We start from the raw sequence: 17273 nt of genomic DNA, 5'->3' as shown, positions 1-17273 counted from the left end.
CTCAGGGAATTCCGAGCATTTTGTGATTTTGCAGCGTCAGCCGCCACCGCGGATGCGCGCGAACATAAGCCATCGCCGCCTGCAGCGCGGCTTCCCCGTCTTCGCAATCCATCGGCTGGATCAGGAAGTTGGGGAAATCCCACCCGACAAGCTCGTCCGGGTCAATGTCCGTCTGCGGCCATACCAGTTTCAGCTCGTCGCCGGACCGCTGAATGATTTCGCTGCCCGCCTTGGGGCTCACGCACAGCCAGTCGATGCCGTCGGGCGCGGCGATCGTGCCGTTGCTCTCAACCGCAATTTCGAACCCCGCATCATGGAGTGCATCGATCAGCGCCCCATCAAGCTGCAGCAGCGGTTCGCCGCCGGTGCAAACGATATAGGCATGCTCGCGATCCGCGCCCCACAATGCGCCCGCCTTAGCCGCGACCGCTTCTGCATCGGCATAGCGCGCGCCATTTTCACCGTCCGTACCGACAAAATCCGTGTCGCAGAATTGGCAGACGGCCTTCGCGCGATCGGCTTCCCGCCCGGTCCACAGATTGCATCCGGCGAACCGCAGAAAGACTGCGCGACGCCCGGCCTGCACGCCTTCCCCCTGTAGGGTCAGGAACATCTCCTTGACGGCATAGCTCATGGCGCAGTGGCGTAAATGGTGGGATCGGTCAGACCAGCCTCGGCAAATCCCTTGGACCGCAAGCGACAACTGTCGCACAATCCGCAATGTTTGTGATCGGGCGTCGGATCATAACAGGACCAGCTTATCCCGGCATCAAGGCCTAGCCGCACGGCCTCGGCCGCAATATCGGCCTTGCTCATGTCAAGCAGCGGCGTGTGTACCGTAAAGCCGTCGCCTTCCACACCGGCCTTTGTTGCGAGATTCGCCATGGCTTCGAAACTCGCGATGAAATCGGGGCGACAATCGGGGTACCCCGAATAATCGAGGGCATTCACGCCAATGAAGATATCCCGCGCATCGGCGGCTTCCGCCCAGCCAAGGCAAAGCGACAAGAAGATTGTGTTGCGCGCAGGAACATAGGTTACGGGAATATCATCGCCCACACCGGTTTTCGGAACATCGATATCGGCCGTCAGCGCCGATCCTCCGAACTTCGACAGGTCGAGCGGCATGACGATGTGACGCTCGACCTCGAGTGCGGCCGCGACATTCGCCGCTGCTTCCAACTCGATGCGGTGGCGCTGGTTATAATCTATGGTCAGCGCAAACAGCCGGTAACCGGCTTCACGCGCCAGGCCGCCCGTTACCATCGAGTCGAGGCCGCCGGAAAGCAGCAGCACCGCAAATTTGGAAGTGTCATGAGCCATCGGCGATGCAGCTATGCCCGCAAGCGGGCCGGTGCAAGCTTTGCCGGAAATAAAAGACCGCCCCGAAGGACGGCCAGGTCAGGGCCATAAGGCCCGCTAGGGAGGAAGTTATGTCCAACGAAAGACACGGCCATACTGATAACCAAAGATGGTAAACAGCCGATTAACGGCCGAAAAGACAGTTTCTCAGCAGTCGCCCGTGCGGCGGGCTTCATAAACATTGTGAAATGGCCTGCCGCTCTCGATTCCCTGGGTATCTATCCGAGCGAGACGCGGCGTTTCAACACTAAGTGTCGTCTGTCCCCAACCCGCGCCCGGACATTCGTACCGTATGCTTACGGACCGCTGACTATCGCTCAACACACGGCGCTGACAGGCGATGCCGGCATGGTGGATCTGCAACAGGCGCGTCGTATTACGCACACAGATATGTTCGGGGGATCGCGGAGAGCGTCCGACATGGCGCAATTCCCAGATACCGGTTTGCAAGCCGGTAAGCGCAGCGGGTGCCTGTGCCGCACCGGGCGCGGCGAGCAAGACTATGGCCGACGCTCCCATCATCATTGGCTTTATCCGGGCAAATTTGCGCATGACTACTCCTAATAGCTGGCAATATTGGCCGGCTATCTTGGCTATTATATGGCCCGAACAAGGTGAACCAGTGCTGAAACGTTCGGTTTTCTTTTAAAGTTCAGAGACTTCCATAGAAAAACTCTTGGTGCAAAACTCGCAATTCACGCGAATAATACCATCAGCATCAGCCATTTCGGCATGTTCGTCGGCGCTGAACTGGCCGATAACCTGTCGGATATGGGCCGGGTCGCACCGGCATCCCTTGGTCAACGGCGTCCCCGGAACAACGCGAACTTCACCCTCGTCATGAAATAGTCGCCAAATTACCGCCTCAAGGTTCAGCGCCCGATTGGTCAGCTCTTCACCCGTCACCGTTTCGCCCAGCGTTCGTACATGCTCCCATTCGGGATGGTCGAGCCGCACATGCAGCCGCTCCCGGCCCTCTTCGCCTTCCGCCAGATGCTGAAGAAGCATTCCACCGGCGATCCAGTTGCCGGCCGGATCCTTGTTGACGGCTATACGGAGCAAGCTTGGAATCTGCTCGGACTGAACGAAATAATGTTCGGCCGCCTCCGCAAGCGAAGCGCCTTCAAGTGGTACGATGCCTTGATAGCGTTCGCCGGTCAGCGCCTGATCGAAGGTGATCGCCAGATAGCCCTGCCCGAACAGAGCAAACAGAGATGGATCGGCCGGGGCTTCGGCGAAGCGATCTGCATCGTAACGCAGATAGCCGCGTAGCTCGCCACCCCGGTAATCCACGACAAGCAGTTCAACGACACCATTTTGCGTCTGCGCCTGGATCGTCAACTGCCCTCCCGCTTCCTTCAGCGTCGAGCCGAACAAGGCGGACAGAATGAGCGCTTCACCCAGCAGTTTCGCTAGCGAATCGGGATAGGCATGCGCCTCCAGAATCTCATTCAGCACAGGGCCAACGCGCACGATGCGGCCACGCGCGTTGCGGCCCGGGATCGAAAAACCGAGCGAACTGTCCATAGAAGTTTCGGTCATCCGATCTGGCCGAAGCACCAGCGCAGGATGGCCTTTTGAGCATGAAGGCGATTCTCGGCTTCGTCCCAGATTGCGGACTGCGGGCCGTCGATCACCGCACTGGTCACTTCCTCGCCGCGATGGGCGGGCAAGCAATGCAGGAATACCGCGTCGTCCTTTGCGCGCGCCATCAGCTGCTCGGTCACCTGAAATGGTTCGAGCGCGGCAAGTTTCGCATCGCCGCCCTGTTGTCCCATCGATATCCATGTGTCCGTAACGACCACGTCGGCATGTTCGACGGCGGTTGCAGGATCCAGCGTAATATCCACCGTACCGCCGCGCTCGCGCGCCGCGGTAACGATATCGGACGGGGGCAGCAGGCTTTCCGGGCAGGCTATCGCGACATCGAATTTGAGCAGGCTTCCCGCTTCGATGATCGATGTGAGCACATTGTTCCCATCTCCGAGCCAGGCCCATTTCGTGCCTGCCAACCGGTTAAGCCGCTCCAGCACAGTCAGCATGTCGGCCATGATCTGGCATGGATGCGAGCGGTCGGTCAGCCCGTTGATCACCGGGACACTGGCATATTCCGCCATCTCAACCAGTTTTGCATGATCGTCGGTTCGGATCATGATCGCGTCGACATAGCGCGAAAGCACCCTTGCCGTATCGGCAACGGTCTCGCCTCGACCAAGCTGCATCGTTCCCGACTCAAGTACCATCGAGGACCCGCCGAGCTGGCGGATCGCCATGTCGAACGATGTGCGGGTGCGCGTCGAATTCTTCTCAAAGATCATCGCCAGCGTATGACCGGACAGAGACGGATGAGCATCTGCAGCGCCTTTGGGCTTGCCCGTACGCGCTTCCTTTGCGGTCAACGCATCGTCGAGGATCGTGGCCAGCGTGTCTCCATCAAGATCGGCGAGATCGAGAAAATGCCGCGTCATGCTTCCGGAACCTCATAATCCCGGGCAGCCGAGGAAAGCAGTTCGATGAATTCCTTGATATGGCTTTCTTCGATGTTGAGCGGCGGCAGTACGCGCACGACATTGTCGGCCGCGGCAACCATCAACAGGCCCTTGCTGCGCAAATAGGGGACGAAAGGCTTGCTATCGACCTTCATCTTGATGCCAAGCATCAGGCCCCGCCCGCGCACGCCTTCAAACAGGTGATCGTGATTGGGCAACATCTGCTCCAGCGCTTGGCGGAGCCGGTCTCCCATGGCTTTGACGTGATCGAAAAAGCCGTCCTCAAGGATCACGTCCAAAACAGCTTCGCCCGCAGCCATGGCCAGCGGCCCGCCGCCATAGGTCGAGCCATGCGTGCCAATCACCATACCCGATGCGGCCTCTTCCGTCGCCAGACAGGCACCAAGCGGGAACCCCCCGCCTATGCCTTTGGCCGAAGCCAGAATGTCGGGCTCGATGCCATATTGCTCATAGGCGAAATAGCTGCCCGTACGGCCATAACCGCACTGCACTTCGTCGAGCACCAGCATCAGCCCATTGGCGTCGCACAGTTCGCGCAGGCCTTGCATGAATTCCTGGCTTGCGGGGCGGATACCGCCTTCGCCCTGCACGGGCTCGACAAGAAAACCGGCCGTTGCATTGTCGATCGCGGCTTCCGCTGCGTCCAGATTGTCAAACTCGACTGTCTCGAAGCCCGGCAAAACCGGCTCGAATCCGTCTGTCATCTTCTCGGATCCGGCAGCGCTGATCGTCGCCATGGTCCGGCCATGAAAGGCGGAGGAAAAAGTGATCAGCTTTTTGCGATCCGGCGCACCTTTCGCGTGGTGGTAGCGGCGCGCCGTCTTGATCGCGCATTCCACCGCTTCGGCTCCTGAATTGGTGAAGAAAACGGTGTCCGCAAAACTGTTGTCGATGATGCGCTGGGCGAGATGTTCACCCTGCGGCGATCCGTACATGTTCGAGACATGCATCAGCGTAGCCGCCTGATCCTGAATAGCCTTGGTCAAGTGCGGATGGTTATGCCCAAGCAGATTGACCGCAATGCCACTCGCGAAATCGAGGTAACGCTCGCCCTCTTCGCCATACAGATAGGCGCCGTCGCCGCGTACAGGCCGAACCGGGCTGCGAGGATAAACGGGCATTAGCGGCGTTATTGTCATCAGGGGCTCCAGTCGACGCTCTCAAAAGCAAAAGGCGGCCCCATTGGCCGCCACACAACGCCCTGTATACCGGGCCGCACCGGAGCGCGTCAAATGCCTTTCGCGACGGCTTTCCTCGCCTCAATGCGCCGCATCTTCCGAAAAGGAATGGTGCGCGCAATGCCTTGAAAACCCCTACGGCTTTGCCCTGCCAATGCAGCGGTGCAATGGGAGCCGAGCAATCAGCTCTTGATCTTCCAGCCGTGTACAAGCAGCCGGTAGCACAGGGCGCAGAGGAACGCGTTAATCCCCAACACGACGAGCACGCCGGTTAGCAGATTGGAATCCGTGGCCCCGATAAAGCCATAGCGGAACCCCGAAATGATGTAGAAAAACGGATTGAATGCGCTGATCGCCTGAAAGATCGGATCCAGTCGTTCGATCGTGTAAAAAGTCCCGGAAAGCAGCGCCAGAGGTGCCACAACGAAGTTGGTCACCGCAGCAGCGTGATCGAATTTCTCAGCCCAGATTGATGTCAGCACGCCGAACAGGCCCAGCATGGCCGCTCCCATCAGTCCGAAATAGGCAATCGGCCAGAAATGATCAGGCGACACATCTATGCCCCACAGCCACATTGCCCCCCAAACCGCCGTGCCGACACATACAGCCCGGGTCATCGCTCCGCCCACCAGCGCGACCAGAACTTCCAGACTTGAAAGCGGCGGCATCAGATAATCGACGATCGTGCCCTGAATCTTGCCGACAAGAAGCGAGAAGCTGGCATTGGCGAAAGCGTTCTGGATCATGCCCATGGCAATCAGGCCGGGCGCAAGGAAATCGTTGAACGGGACGCCGAGAACCTCCCTGCCACCTCGCCCCAGCGCCACGGTGAAGATCACCAGAAACAGCAATGTCGTAATCGCCGGAGCCCATATGGTTTGCAGTTGCACCTTGAAGAAACGGCGAACCTCCTTAATGTAGAGTGTTCGCAATCCAACCCAGTTGACGAAGGGTATAGCGGGTACGCCCATTTCGGGCAGTGTTCGGGTTTCCTGCGCGTTGACTTTTGGCGTGTGCGAATTTGGCTGGTCTGACATCGCCAAGGCGACTATCGGCTGCAGCGCAACCTCGCAAGCCAAATGGGGTTTAGAATGAAGAAGGAAATATAATGGCCTGGACCGACGAACGCATCGACGACCTGAAGGCGATGTGGGAAAAAGGCATGACCGCCAGCCAGATCGCGGAAAGCCTTGGCGGCGTGAGCCGCAACGCGGTAATCGGCAAGGCCCACCGCCTCGGGCTGAAATCGCGTCCGTCCCCGGTGAAAGCCAAGGACGGCAAGGCCAAGAAGAAACCGGCAGCCAAAGCGAAAGCCGCGCCCAAGGCGAAGGCAGCGCCCAAGCCGCGCGTGGCTCCGGCGCCCGCCGCCCCACCTGCCCCTCCCAAGGCAGCTGACCCGGCAGCTGCCAAACAGCCCGCGCCGCCGTCCGGCCCGCAATATCGTTCGATCGGTCCCGGCGGGTTTACCCGCCAATCCCCGGCTGACCAGCAGCCCCTTCCACCAGCCCCACCGCGCCGTCTGGTCCCGGAAAAGCTCGATCCGGAATATGAAGACAAGACCGGCCTGCTCGATCTAACCGAGCGGGTTTGCAAATGGCCGATGGGGCATCCCGGCGAATCGGATTTCCATTTTTGCGGCGAAGCCGTGAATCCCGGTTTTCCCTATTGCGTTGAACATTGCGGCCGCGCCTATCAGGCACAGCTCCCGCGCAAGGATCGCCGCCCGCCCCCGCCCCTGCCCTTTGGTGGCCCGCGGGTTCGCTAACACTCTCGGAAATTTCAGGCTAAGAAGCCGGCATGAACCCGGCACGCTTACTCCTGTCTCCGCTATGGCTTGCGCAACTCGCCACGGGCGCGAAGAATTTCAGCAAGAATCCCATCATCGGTTCGCACCGGCTGAACACGCGCGGACTGCACGCAGCGCGGGTAAAGCGGGCGCATGCCCTGGCGTGGAAGCGGCGCGAACGATTGGCCAGGCTGATCGACCCAGCCGATCGCGAAGCCTTCGACCGCGACGGCTTTGTGGCCAAGCGCGATTTTCTGCCCGCCGATCAGTTTGCCCGTCTGCGCGACGCCGTTCTCGCCCATCGGGGACCTGCGCGCGATATGGTACAGGGCGACACGATCACCCGGCGGTTTGCCATCGGGCCAGAGCTTCTAAGGGAGATTCCGGAAGCCCGGGCCCTGCTCCAAAACCCCGACTGGCGCGGCCTGATCCGCTACGCCGGGAGCTTCGATCAGGAACCGCTCACCTATATCCAGTCGATCCTGTCTCATGTGCGCACTGCCGCCCCGGATCCGCAAACCCATCTTCATGCCGACACATTCCACCCGACGGTCAAGGCATGGCTGTTCCTGACCGATGTCGCCGAGGATGAAGGGCCTTTCTGCTATGTCCCCGGCTCGCACAGGCTGACTCCCGAAAGGCTCGCTTGGGAGAGGGAGATGAGTATCAAGGCGCCGGAGGGCGTCGACCGACTGTCTTCGCGAGGCTCGTTCCGCGTTTCGCGCGACGAACTGCCCGGGCTCGGCCTGCCGGAGCCACGCGCCTTCGCCGTTCCTGCAAACACGCTGGTCGTTGGCGACACATTCGGCTTTCACGCACGCGGCCCGTCCGTCCGGCCGTCCACCCGCGTCGAGATATGGGCCTATGGTAGACGCAACCCCTATCTTCCCTGGACCGGGCTCGATCCCCTCAGCCTGCCCGGCATCGCCGAACGCCGTGTCGGCTATCTGTGGGGCTTTCGCGATCGCTGGAAACGCTTTGTCGGCCAGCCATGGCGCGATGTTGGGGATAAGTCGCCAACCGAACGCTAGCGCAGCGACTCCGCGATTCTTATATCAATCCCATGACCGATCTCTTCGCAGGCAATTCGGGCGGCGGCTCATCCGATGGCTATGACGCTTCTTCTATCGAGGTGCTCGAGGGGCTTGAGCCTGTCCGGCGTCGGCCGGGCATGTATATCGGCGGCACCGACGAACGCGCACTCCACCATCTGGCCGCCGAGGTGCTCGACAATGCAATGGACGAGGCCGTGGCCGGCTTTGCAAGCCGCATCGAAGTTGCACTGGAACCCGGAAACCGGCTGACGATCAGCGATAACGGCCGGGGCATCCCGATCGACCCGCATCCCAAATTTCCGGGCAAATCGGCCCTAGAAGTCATCATGACAACGCTCCATTCGGGCGGGAAGTTCTCCGACAAGGCCTATGCAACCTCCGGCGGGCTACACGGCGTCGGCGTAAGCGTCGTCAATGCGCTGTCCTCGGAAACGACCGTCGAAGTCGCCCGCAACAAGGAAGTCTTCCGTCAGGGATTCTCGAAAGGTCACGCAACCTCCAAGCTCGACAAGGTCGGCGATACGCCCAATCGTCGCGGTACGACGATCAGCTTCATCCCGGACACCGAGATTTTCGGCGAGAAGGCCCGGTTCAAGCCCGCCCGGCTGTATCAGCTTGCACGCTCCAAGGCCTATCTGTTCGCTGGCGTCGAAATCCGCTGGAAATGCGATGAAAGTCTGATCAAGGACGACACTCCGGCAGAGGCGGTGTTTCAGTTCCCCGGCGGCCTCGCCGATCATCTCGCGGAAGAAGTCGGCGAACGCCCATGCGCAACAACCGATTTTTTCTCCGGCAAGCAGGATTTCCCGGACGGGCAGGGATCGGTGGAATGGGCGGTTGCCTGGCCGCTCTATTCGGACGGCGCCTACAGCTATTATTGCAACACAATCCCGACACGCGACGGCGGCACCCATGAAGCGGGTCTGCGCGGCGCACTCGTAAAAGGAATACGGGCTTTTGGCGAACTGGTCGGCAACAAGAAGGCCTCGGGTATTACTGCCGAGGATGTGATGGCGGGGAGCGAGCTGATGCTTTCCGTCTTCCTCAAGGATCCGCAATTCCAGAGCCAGACCAAAGATCGCCTGACGAGCCCCGAAGCGGCCAAGCTGGTCGAAAATGCCGTGCGCGACCATTTCGACCATTTCTGCACCGCCAATATGGACCGCGGCAAGGCGCTGCTGACCTATACCATGGAGCGGATGGACGAACGGCTGGCGCGCAAGGCTGAGAAAGAGGTCAAGCGCAAGACGGCGACCAGTGCGCGCAAACTGCGCCTCCCCGGAAAATTGACGGATTGCTCGGAGGCCGGGCCCGAAAGTACAGAGTTGTTTATCGTGGAAGGAGACAGTGCCGGAGGATCAGCCAAACAGGCCCGCAACCGGAAAAAACAGGCAATCCTGCCGATCCGCGGCAAGATCCTCAATGTGGCGTCGGCAACTGCCGCTAAGATACTCGCCAACCAGGAGATTGCCGATATCAGCCTGGCCTTGGGATGCGGTATCCGCGAAAATTGCGACCCCGAGCAACTGCGCTACGAACGCATCATCATCATGACCGATGCCGATGTCGACGGTGCCCATATCGCCACGCTTCTCATGACGTTCTTCTTCCAGGAGATGGGGCCGATCGTGAAGAACGGCAATGTCTTCCTTGCCCGCCCGCCTCTTTACCGCCTGACCGCCGGCGGCACGAGCCATTACGCGCAGGACGACGCCGAACGCGCCGAAATCGAAGCGACTGTTTTCAAGGGCAAGAAAGTCGAAGTGGCGCGGTTCAAGGGGCTTGGCGAGATGAATCCAAAGCAATTGCGCGAGACCACGATGGACCCGGAAACCCGCTCCCTTCTGCGCGTGACGCTACCACGCGAATATGAGCAGCAAGCCGGTGTGAAAGACCTTGTCGACCGACTTATGGGTAAGCACCCCGAGCATCGCTTTGCCTTCATCCAGGAAAATGCTTCGGCGCTGGATGAAGAGGCCATCGACGCATAGGCCTCCCGTCATTCCGCGCAGGCGGGAGAATGACACTGCCCGTCATGACGGCTTCCATTCGCGTTTGAGCAAACCCCAGATTATGCTGTCGCGCAGGCCCAAATGCGTCGTCCATTCCTCACGCAAATAGCCTTCCCGCTGGAATCCGAGTTTCTCCAACAACGCGTTCGACCCCATATTGTCGGGATCGGTATCGGCCGTGAGCCGGTGCAGGCCCCTCTCGCCGAAGCAATGGTCGATTACGCGTGAGACCGCCTCCCCGACATAGCCCTTGCGCCAGTGGGTTCGACGTAAATTGTAGCCGATCTCGGCCACGCCTTCGCGCCCTGGAATCAGGCAGACCCAGCCCAGCGCGTCACCGCAATTCTCCGTAATCACCCATGTCAGATATTTGGTATCGGTGGCATTCACGCGCACATAAGCGCGCGTTTCTTCCAGCGTTTCATGCGGACCGCTCGACCACCAGGTCATCGCTTTCTCGTCGGAAAAGAAGTGGTGCATTGCTTCTGCATCTTCGATCCTCAGGGGCCGCAAGACGAGACGCTCTGTTTTCAGTACCGGCAATTCAGCCATCAAGCGGTAAGCGCGGCCACCAGATCACGCACCTTTTTCTGTCGCCATTGAGGAAGCGGCGCCATCAACCAATAAGTCCGCTGCGCCTCTTCGCTCGTGCCGATTTCAGCACCCGCGGCCTCCGCCAGCAATCGCGGGACACGCGCCTTGCCAATCCCCGACATTGCAGCTTCAAGCGCCAGCCCGGCATCGGCCACGATCAACCGGATCTCGTCCGCCCTCCCGCCTTCCCAGCAGATGGTTTCGCCTTCACCGACCCACACCGCCTCCGACTCGCCAAGTTTGACGCCCATATGGTCGGCCGGTCCATCCGCCAGCCGGATCGCCAGGTCGAGATTGGCCTCGGTAAAATCGAGCGGTTCGTCACTGGCGATCAGCTGAAAGCGCAGATCGGGATCGGTCTTGCCATACTCAGCCAGTCGGGGAAGCAACCAGTAGCGGCTGAAATCGCGCGGTGCCGATATGGTCAACCGGTTCGAAGACTGGCCCTGCCGCATTGCACGGACGCTATCTTCGAACTGCAGGAATCCCGCACGCAGCGCATCAAGCCCGCGCTCCCCTTCCGGCGTGAGTTCAAGCCCCTTGGGCGTACGGCGGAACAAGACGACGCCCAGCGTATCCTCAAGCGCGCGGATCTGCTGGCCGACAGCCGCCGGCGTCACGGCCAACTCATCGGCTGCGCGCGTGAAGGACAAATGGCGCGCAGCAGCGTCGAAGACCCGCAGGCCATTTAAGGGAAGAAGTGTTCTTTTCATTCTGTGACAGCCGGTCCTACCAGTGGGAAACAGGGGATAGCGACTTCGAAATGCGAGCCATCTGCCCGCATCATGGTATAGCTGCCCTCCATTTCCCCGGTCGGCGTGGTCAGTGGACAGCCCGATACATAGTCGAAGGACGCGCCGGGAACGATCATAGGCTGCTCTCCAATCACGCCCTCGCCCGCAACCTCCTGGCGATCCCCATGGCCATCGGTAATGAACCAGTGACGACTCAAAAGCTGGACCGGTGCGTCGCCGCAATTCTCCACGCGAATATGGTAGGCCCAGAACCAGCGCCCCTTGGCCAGCTCGGATTGTTCCGGAAGGAAGCTGACCGAAACGCGAACAATCACATCTTCGGTGTGCGCAGCATGGGGAAAGAACGCGTTCACAGCCCGACCGCCTGTAACGCCTGATCGATATCGTCGATCAGATCCTGCGGGTCTTCCAGACCGACATTGATTCTGAGCATATCCTCCTCGATCCCCATTTCGGCCCGTACGCTTTCGTCGAGCCCGCTATGCGTGGTGGATGCAGGATGCGTCATCAGGCTGCGCGAATCGCCGATATTGTTCGAAATATCGATAAGCTCAAGCGCGTCCAGCAGGCCATGGGCCTGGGTGCGCCCGCCATCGACATAGAAGGAGAAGATTGGCCCGCAGGCATCCATCTGACTCATCGCCAGATTGTGTTGAGGGTGGCTGACAAGGCCAGGATGAAGAACCCGCGAGACGCGCGATTCGAGAAACCTACCGACAGCCATCGCATGATCGCTCTGTCGGCGTATCCGCAGATCGAGCGTCTCCAGCCCCTTGAGCACGACCCAGGCGTTGAACGCCGAAAGCGTCGGCCCGGTGTTTCGTGTGAACGGCAAAAGGGTTTCGAGAATGAATTCTTCGGTTCCGCAGATCGCACCGGCAAGAACCCTGCCCTGCCCGTCCATCATTTTGGTCGCGCTATAGGCGACCACATCCGCGCCGAACTCCATCGGCCTCTGGAGCGCCGGACTGGCGAAAGCATTGTCGACGACCGAGACGATGTCATGCTCCCGAGCAATCCCGCAAACCGCTTTCAGATCAACGATATCCATCGTGGGATTCGCAGGCGTTTCGAAGAAGAAAGCCTTGGTATTCGGCTTGATTGCCGCTTCCCACAGCTCAGGATCACGTGCATCGACAATGGTCGTCTCGATACCAAATTTGGGGAGCAGCGTGTCGGTCAGCCAGCGGCATGATCCGAAGGCCGCCCGACCCGCAACGATATGGTCGCCCGCCTCGAGCTGGCACAACAAGGCGGCGGTCATCGCCGCCATCCCGCTCGCCGTGCACCGGGCCGCTTCGGCGCCTTCCATCAGTGCGATGCGCTGTTCCAGCATTTCGACCGTCGGGTTTTGCAGGCGGCTATAGGTCATGCCGGATTGATCACCCGAGAAACGGTCTGCCGCATCCGCCGCGCAATCATAAGCATAGCCCGAAGTGAGGAAGAGCGCCTCGGACGTTTCCCCCCATTCCGAACGCGCCGTGCCGCCGCGCACGGCTCGCGTCGCGGGGCGCCACCTGGCGGTGGCAGAAGGGTCCTGGCCGGTACTGCGTTTCATGCACCCTGCTTTGCCAAGCGATGGTGCACCGCGTCAATGCGATTAAGCGGCTTTGCTAAAGATGATCGCAACGAATATGTTGTCGGCGATGAAGGAGAAATGGCATCATGACGGTACTCGGCATCCGTTTTTGCACGGTGAGACCTGAAAAAGAGGCGCGCGATCTCGCGGCATTCCTTGGCTCTGATGGCTGGAATTTTACCGAACGCGATATAAGCGTTGACGCCGGTCACGAATTTCAGGGCGCAGTGTTTCCCGCAGGCAAGGCGAGCTGGACCGAGATTTGGGCGGCGAGCGAGCATATGCCGGAATCGACTATGCTGCACATTATTGTCGATAATGCCGACAGCTATGCCGAGCGCGCCAGAAACAACGGCATAACGGTAAGCGGACCGATGGATATGCATGGCGAGCGCGTTTATTTCAGCGAGGCACCGGGCGGGCTTGAGATTGCAGTGATGTCGACGCTGGCCAGTTAGTCGAACCGGACATTAAAGCATAGCAATGACAGCATCGCCCGCTTTGCGCGTCGTTGCGCCGCCACCGATATCGGCAGTCCGCAAACCTCCGGCCAGGGCCTTGCCGACAGCACGCTCGATCCGGTCGGCCGCTTCGTTCCTGCCCAGCGAGTAGCGGAGCATCATCGCAGAAGAGAGGATGGTTGCCAGCGGGTTGGCCCTGCCCTGCCCCGCAATATCGGGCGCGGAACCGTGAATTGGCTCGTAGAGCCCCTTGCCGTCCTTATCGAGAGACGCCGAGGGCAGCATGCCGATCGACCCGGCACACATGCTCGCAAGGTCCGACAGAATATCCCCGAACAGATTGCCGGTAACGATGGTATCAAACTGCCCCGGGTCGCGCACCAGCTGCATCGCAGCATTGTCGACGTAGAGATGGCTGAGCTCGATATCCGGATAGTCCGCGCTCACCTCTATCACGACATCGCGCCAAAGCTGCGACGTTTCGAGGACGTTCGCCTTGTCGACGGAGCACAGCTTGCCCCGCCGCGCCCGGGCCGTTTCAAAGCCTGCCCGGGCTATCCGCGCGATCTCCCCTTCGTCATAGGCCATGATGTCATAGCCCTGCCGCAAACCCGCCTCCGTCGTCCGCATACCTTTCTCGCCGAAATAGACGTCGCCAGTCAGCTCGCGGACGATCATCACATCGATATTCCGCGCGATTTCAGGCCGCAGCGCCGAAGCGTTGGCCAGTTCGGGAAACAGATTTGCCGGGCGAAGATTGGCAAACAGGCCTAGCTCCTTGCGCAGACCGAGGATCGCCTGTTCGGGCCGCAAATGGCGTTCGAGCGCGTCGCAATCGGGGTCACCGACCGCTCCGAACAGGATCGCGTCCGCCCGCCGCGCCAGCGCCAGGGTCGTATCCGGCAGCGGATGCCCCTGTTCCTTGTAGGCCGCGCCACCAACCGGCGCTTCTTCGAAGATCAGCCCATCGATTGCCAACGCATCGAGCACACGCACGGCTTCGACGATAACCTCGGGACCTATGCCGTCTCCGGGCAGCAACGCGACCAGCATGTCTTTTCCTTTTCGCTCAGGCGGCACGCCCAAGGCGCTCCACCAGTCTTTCGCGTGCTGCCATTACATCATTGCGACGCTCATCCAACAGGTTGCGTGCAAGAAAATGTCCGGTCAGGCGAAATCCGTCGAAAATATCGTCCCAATCTTCAGCTTCACCGCCCCCGACAAGGAAGGCCGGAAGCGCAAGAAGCCTGTCGCGATACTCCTCTCCTGCCGAGGCGCTGACCGCTGCGCCGCTTTTCGGGCTGACCCATTGGAGGTCTGCCTCGCTTCCCGTGACCGCGCATTGCGTAAGATCGAGTCCAAAGCCCAGTTCGGTCAGCAATAGCAATTCATACCGCACGAGCGCGGATGCCCAGCGGCGCGCGCTCGGGGCGGCCTCAATCGCCGCAAGCACACCATCGAGCGCGGCGTATAGCTGCGGATAGCTATGGCTTTCCGGCAGAACCGCAGCGGTGAGGGCACAACTCCATTCTATCGCGGAAGCAGCGAGCGGCTCGGCATAGAGCCCGCTCCGGCTGGTCACGAGTTCGACGGTCAGCCCGGCCAGTTGCTCTTCCGTCCGGGCTCTGAATTCCGCCTCAACGATGTTGCCGGCCAGCAGCACCGGCCGGATCCGCCGTGATCGCCCGCCGAGAACATAGCCAGCGACGAGCCCATTTTCGGGCGTCATCAGCCGGGCAATAGCACCATGCTCGCCATGCGGGCGGATGGCGCAAACAAGGGCGCGGGTGCGTAGCTGCATGCAGCATCTCTAGTCCAAGCGGCGCAGCTGCAAAAGCCGGATCCTAATGGCCAGACGGGCGATCCTCATAGGCGATGTCGTAGAAACGCGTATATTCCCGGTCGAAGCGCAGGGTTACCGTACCCGTTGCACCGTGCCGCTGCTTGGCGATGATAACCTGGGCCTGACCGGCGACTTCGGCATTTTTCAACTCCCATGCCGACCGTTTCTCGCGATCCTCCGGCGAGCTGGTTTCGGTGATCATCGGCGGCTCGGCAAAGCCGTGATAATAATCTTCGCGATAAATGAAGAGCACGATATCGGCGTCCTGCTCGATCGATCCCGATTCGCGCAGATCGGAAAGTTGCGGTTTCTTGTCTTCGCGCTGCTCGACCGCACGGCTGAGCTGCGAGAGTGCGATCACCGGAACTTCGAGCTCCTTGGCCAGCGTCTTGAGCCCCCGGCTGATTTCAGAAATCTCGTTGACGCGATTGTCATTGGCCTTGCCCGAGCCCTGCAACAGCTGGAGATAATCGACAACGATCATCGAAATCCCCCGCTGGCGCTTGAGGCGCCGGGCACGCGTTCGCAGGGCGGCGATGGTGAGGCCCGGAGTATCGTCGATATAGAATGGCAGGCTTTCCAGCTCCGCCGCCGCGCGCGCCAGGTTGCGGAACTCGTCCTGGCTGATCGCGCCCTTGCGGAGTTTCTCCGAGCTGATGCGGGACTGTTCCGACAGGATACGTGTCGCCAACTGATCGGCTGACATTTCCAGGCTGAAAAAGGCGACCGGCGCGCCGATCGAATGCTCGACCCCGTCTTCCTGATCGCGATTATAGCGGAGCGCCGTCTGGAACGCGATATTCGTCGCCAGCGCGGTCTTGCCCATACCGGGCCGCGCGGCGAGAATGATGAGATCGGATTTGTGCAGGCCGCCGAAATGGTGGTTCAGGCTGGAAAAACCCGTTGTGTAACCCGATACGTTGCCGCCCGAATTGAGCGCCCGCTGGGCCATGGTAACCGCGTCGGCGGCGGCCATGGCAAAGGTCTTGGTCGACCCGCTTTCGCCGCCGGCTTCGGCAACTTTGTACAGCTCCACCTCGGCTTCTTCGATCTGCACCTTGGGATCGACCGATTCGCTGGTGTCGACAGCTTTCTCAACCATTTCGCGCCCGACGCCGATCAGGGCGCGCAGCAGAGCCAGTTCATAAATCTGAGTCGCAAAATCGCGAGCCCCGATGAGTGCCACACCGCTTTCGGTAATCTTCACCAGATAGCCGACACCACCCAACTGTTTGAGCTCTTCATCCGCCTCGAACATGGGTTTGAGCGTCACCGGATTGGCAACCATATTCTTGTCGACTACCATCCGGATGATCGCCTGATAGATCCGGCCATGAACCGGATCGAAGAAATGGTCTTCGCGCAGGATTCGCTGGACATCGTCAACCAGACGATTGTCGATCAGCAGCGCCCCCAGAACCGCCGCTTCGGCTTCCAGATTGTGTGGAAGGGAGAGCGGGTTGTTTTCATTGTCGCTGACGAGTTGGACGGGTTCTGCCATGGCCCCTTCTCGCGCGGATCGGCTCCGGCCTCAAGTCAGTAAGCCTGTGGATATTGTGTGGGGCGATTGGCTGACGCATGAAGGCAACGGTTGGCTGCACAAAAAGCAGCACTCTATTCCCAATCTTGGCCAACGCCACTAAGCCTCCCCCATGGCCGATCAACGGATCATAGACGTCAAGCTGGACGAGCACACAATCATCTGGCGCAACGCCGATATCGAGCAGGAGCGGCGCATTGCCATTTTCGATCTGCTCGAAGGCAATGAATTCGAACCGGCCAGAGAATATCCGGGCGGTTATGCTGGGCCCTACAAACTTACGTTGCGGGTAGAGGAAGGCAGGCTCGCCCTTGATATCGCAGCCGAAAACGATACGCTGCTTGAAACGATCATCATCGGATTGACCCGCTTTCGCCGTCCGATCCGCGAATATTTCGCGATCTGCGACAGCTATTTTCAGGCCATCCGCCAGGCGACACCGCAACAGATCGAAACGATCGATATGGCGCGCCGTGCGATTCACAATGATGCGGCAGAGCTTCTGAAGGATCGGCTCGAAGGCAAGGTGACCGTCGATTTCGACACCGCGCGCCGCCTGTTCACACTGATTTGTGTCCTGCACATCAAGGGGTAGCGA

Annotated in this window: 19 protein-coding genes; 5 read left to right on the top strand and 14 right to left on the bottom strand. The window is 60.1% G+C overall.

What is annotated here, in order from left to right:
• Position 1: 1 nt before the first annotated feature.
• The 7 genes from queE to DFR46_RS01050 form a co-directional block, all read right to left on the bottom strand.
• On the bottom strand, positions 2 to 634 hold the full coding sequence (gene queE, locus DFR46_RS01080; protein WP_116234780.1) for a 7-carboxy-7-deazaguanine synthase: 633 nt from the start codon (positions 632 to 634) through the stop codon (positions 2 to 4).
• Positions 631 to 1323 (bottom strand): 7-cyano-7-deazaguanine synthase QueC, encoded by a 693-nt coding sequence (gene queC, locus DFR46_RS01075; protein WP_116234779.1) that lies wholly within the window; start codon positions 1321 to 1323, stop codon positions 631 to 633. The genes queE and queC overlap by 4 nt, the downstream gene beginning before the upstream one ends.
• 186 nt (positions 1324 to 1509) lie before the next feature.
• Positions 1510 to 1914, bottom strand: coding sequence for a hypothetical protein (locus DFR46_RS01070; RefSeq protein ID WP_147297590.1), 405 nt, complete (start codon positions 1912 to 1914; stop codon positions 1510 to 1512).
• 93 nt (positions 1915 to 2007) lie between these two features.
• On the bottom strand, positions 2008 to 2904 hold the full coding sequence (gene hslO / locus DFR46_RS01065; RefSeq protein ID WP_116234777.1) for an Hsp33 family molecular chaperone HslO: 897 nt from the start codon (positions 2902 to 2904) through the stop codon (positions 2008 to 2010).
• Complete coding sequence (argF, locus tag DFR46_RS01060; protein WP_116234776.1) at positions 2901 to 3830, bottom strand: ornithine carbamoyltransferase; 930 nt, start codon at positions 3828 to 3830, stop codon at positions 2901 to 2903. The genes hslO and argF overlap by 4 nt, the downstream gene beginning before the upstream one ends.
• Complete coding sequence (locus DFR46_RS01055; RefSeq protein ID WP_116234775.1) at positions 3827 to 5011, bottom strand: aspartate aminotransferase family protein; 1185 nt, start codon at positions 5009 to 5011, stop codon at positions 3827 to 3829. The genes argF and DFR46_RS01055 overlap by 4 nt, the downstream gene beginning before the upstream one ends.
• Before the next feature lie 221 nt (positions 5012 to 5232).
• Positions 5233 to 6087 carry an ABC transporter permease gene (locus tag DFR46_RS01050; RefSeq protein ID WP_116237069.1) on the bottom strand — a complete coding sequence of 285 codons (855 nt, stop codon included), beginning with the start codon at positions 6085 to 6087 and terminating at the stop codon, positions 5233 to 5235.
• Positions 6088 to 6158: 71 nt separating this feature from the next.
• On the opposite strand from DFR46_RS01050, the gene DFR46_RS01045 reads away from it, so the two are divergent.
• Genes DFR46_RS01045 through parE form a run of 3 tightly spaced genes read left to right on the top strand, consistent with a single transcriptional unit; the run spans position 6159 to position 9882 of the window.
• Complete coding sequence (locus tag DFR46_RS01045) at positions 6159 to 6815, top strand: GcrA family cell cycle regulator (protein ID WP_116234774.1); 657 nt, start codon at positions 6159 to 6161, stop codon at positions 6813 to 6815.
• Between the two features lie 32 nt (positions 6816 to 6847).
• A complete protein-coding gene (locus DFR46_RS01040) occupies positions 6848 to 7867 on the top strand; it encodes a phytanoyl-CoA dioxygenase family protein (RefSeq protein ID WP_116234773.1) in 1020 nt (339 codons plus the stop codon).
• Positions 7868 to 7899: 32 nt separating this feature from the next.
• Positions 7900 to 9882 (top strand): DNA topoisomerase IV subunit B, encoded by a 1983-nt coding sequence (gene parE / locus DFR46_RS01035; protein WP_116234772.1) that lies wholly within the window; start codon positions 7900 to 7902, stop codon positions 9880 to 9882.
• A 42-nt stretch (positions 9883 to 9924) separates the two neighbouring features.
• Here parE and DFR46_RS01030 read toward each other — a convergent pair whose 3' ends face one another.
• Genes DFR46_RS01030 through DFR46_RS01015 form a run of 4 tightly spaced genes read right to left on the bottom strand, consistent with a single transcriptional unit; the run spans position 9925 to position 12810 of the window.
• Positions 9925 to 10455: a GNAT family N-acetyltransferase gene (locus tag DFR46_RS01030; RefSeq protein ID WP_116234771.1), complete on the bottom strand. Its 531-nt coding sequence runs from the start codon at positions 10453 to 10455 to the stop codon at positions 9925 to 9927.
• Positions 10455 to 11210 carry a LysR family transcriptional regulator gene (locus DFR46_RS01025; RefSeq protein ID WP_116234770.1) on the bottom strand — a complete coding sequence of 252 codons (756 nt, stop codon included), beginning with the start codon at positions 11208 to 11210 and terminating at the stop codon, positions 10455 to 10457. The genes DFR46_RS01030 and DFR46_RS01025 overlap by 1 nt, the downstream gene beginning before the upstream one ends.
• On the bottom strand, positions 11207 to 11605 hold the full coding sequence (apaG, locus tag DFR46_RS01020; RefSeq protein ID WP_116234769.1) for a Co2+/Mg2+ efflux protein ApaG: 399 nt from the start codon (positions 11603 to 11605) through the stop codon (positions 11207 to 11209). The genes DFR46_RS01025 and apaG overlap by 4 nt, the downstream gene beginning before the upstream one ends.
• Complete coding sequence (locus tag DFR46_RS01015) at positions 11602 to 12810, bottom strand: trans-sulfuration enzyme family protein (RefSeq protein ID WP_116234768.1); 1209 nt, start codon at positions 12808 to 12810, stop codon at positions 11602 to 11604. The genes apaG and DFR46_RS01015 overlap by 4 nt, the downstream gene beginning before the upstream one ends.
• 107 nt (positions 12811 to 12917) lie before the next feature.
• On the opposite strand from DFR46_RS01015, the gene DFR46_RS01010 reads away from it, so the two are divergent.
• Entirely contained in the window at positions 12918 to 13289 is a 372-nt protein-coding gene (locus DFR46_RS01010; RefSeq protein ID WP_116234767.1) for a VOC family protein, read from the top strand.
• A gap of 12 nt (positions 13290 to 13301) precedes the next feature.
• On the opposite strand, the gene leuB is transcribed toward DFR46_RS01010, so the two are convergent.
• Genes leuB through DFR46_RS00995 form a run of 3 tightly spaced genes read right to left on the bottom strand, consistent with a single transcriptional unit; the run spans position 13302 to position 16636 of the window.
• Positions 13302 to 14345 (bottom strand): 3-isopropylmalate dehydrogenase, encoded by a 1044-nt coding sequence (gene leuB, locus DFR46_RS01005; RefSeq protein WP_116234766.1) that lies wholly within the window; start codon positions 14343 to 14345, stop codon positions 13302 to 13304.
• Positions 14346 to 14361: 16 nt separating this feature from the next.
• On the bottom strand, positions 14362 to 15093 hold the full coding sequence (gene recO / locus DFR46_RS01000; RefSeq protein WP_116234765.1) for a DNA repair protein RecO: 732 nt from the start codon (positions 15091 to 15093) through the stop codon (positions 14362 to 14364).
• A gap of 43 nt (positions 15094 to 15136) precedes the next feature.
• Positions 15137 to 16636: a replicative DNA helicase gene (locus DFR46_RS00995; protein WP_116234764.1), complete on the bottom strand. Its 1500-nt coding sequence runs from the start codon at positions 16634 to 16636 to the stop codon at positions 15137 to 15139.
• A 151-nt stretch (positions 16637 to 16787) separates the two neighbouring features.
• On the opposite strand from DFR46_RS00995, the gene DFR46_RS00990 reads away from it, so the two are divergent.
• Positions 16788 to 17270, top strand: a complete 483-nt coding sequence (locus tag DFR46_RS00990) for a UPF0262 family protein (RefSeq protein WP_116234763.1) — start codon at positions 16788 to 16790, stop codon at positions 17268 to 17270.
• Positions 17271 to 17273 lie beyond the last annotated feature (3 nt).

Origin of the sequence: Parasphingopyxis lamellibrachiae (genome assembly GCF_003385775.1) — a bacterium.
GTDB lineage: Bacteria > Pseudomonadota > Alphaproteobacteria > Sphingomonadales > Sphingomonadaceae > Parasphingopyxis > Parasphingopyxis lamellibrachiae.
This window is presented reverse-complemented; position numbering and strand designations above follow the sequence as displayed.

Bases quoted from the DNA above. Each gene is read 5' to 3' on its own strand.
- queE (WP_116234780.1), bottom strand. From the start codon at position 634: ATGAGCTATGCCGTCAAGGAGATGTTCCTGACCCTACAGGGGGAAGGC.
- queC (WP_116234779.1), bottom strand. From the start codon at position 1,323: ATGGCTCATGACACTTCCAAATTTGCGGTGCTGCTGCTTTCCGGCGGC.
- DFR46_RS01070 (WP_147297590.1), bottom strand. From the start codon at position 1,914: ATGCGCAAATTTGCCCGGATAAAGCCAATGATGATGGGAGCGTCGGCC.
- hslO (WP_116234777.1), bottom strand. From the start codon at position 2,904: ATGACCGAAACTTCTATGGACAGTTCGCTCGGTTTTTCGATCCCGGGC.
- argF (WP_116234776.1), bottom strand. From the start codon at position 3,830: ATGACGCGGCATTTTCTCGATCTCGCCGATCTTGATGGAGACACGCTG.
- DFR46_RS01055 (WP_116234775.1), bottom strand. From the start codon at position 5,011: ATGACAATAACGCCGCTAATGCCCGTTTATCCTCGCAGCCCGGTTCGG.
- DFR46_RS01050 (WP_116237069.1), bottom strand. From the start codon at position 6,087: ATGTCAGACCAGCCAAATTCGCACACGCCAAAAGTCAACGCGCAGGAA.
- DFR46_RS01045 (WP_116234774.1), top strand. From the start codon at position 6,159: ATGGCCTGGACCGACGAACGCATCGACGACCTGAAGGCGATGTGGGAA.
- DFR46_RS01040 (WP_116234773.1), top strand. From the start codon at position 6,848: ATGAACCCGGCACGCTTACTCCTGTCTCCGCTATGGCTTGCGCAACTC.
- parE (WP_116234772.1), top strand. From the start codon at position 7,900: ATGACCGATCTCTTCGCAGGCAATTCGGGCGGCGGCTCATCCGATGGC.
- DFR46_RS01030 (WP_116234771.1), bottom strand. From the start codon at position 10,455: ATGGCTGAATTGCCGGTACTGAAAACAGAGCGTCTCGTCTTGCGGCCC.
- DFR46_RS01025 (WP_116234770.1), bottom strand. From the start codon at position 11,210: ATGAAAAGAACACTTCTTCCCTTAAATGGCCTGCGGGTCTTCGACGCT.
- DFR46_RS01015 (WP_116234768.1), bottom strand. From the start codon at position 12,810: ATGAAACGCAGTACCGGCCAGGACCCTTCTGCCACCGCCAGGTGGCGC.
- DFR46_RS01010 (WP_116234767.1), top strand. From the start codon at position 12,918: ATGACGGTACTCGGCATCCGTTTTTGCACGGTGAGACCTGAAAAAGAG.
- leuB (WP_116234766.1), bottom strand. From the start codon at position 14,345: ATGCTGGTCGCGTTGCTGCCCGGAGACGGCATAGGTCCCGAGGTTATC.
- recO (WP_116234765.1), bottom strand. From the start codon at position 15,093: ATGCAGCTACGCACCCGCGCCCTTGTTTGCGCCATCCGCCCGCATGGC.
- DFR46_RS00995 (WP_116234764.1), bottom strand. From the start codon at position 16,636: ATGGCAGAACCCGTCCAACTCGTCAGCGACAATGAAAACAACCCGCTC.
- DFR46_RS00990 (WP_116234763.1), top strand. From the start codon at position 16,788: ATGGCCGATCAACGGATCATAGACGTCAAGCTGGACGAGCACACAATC.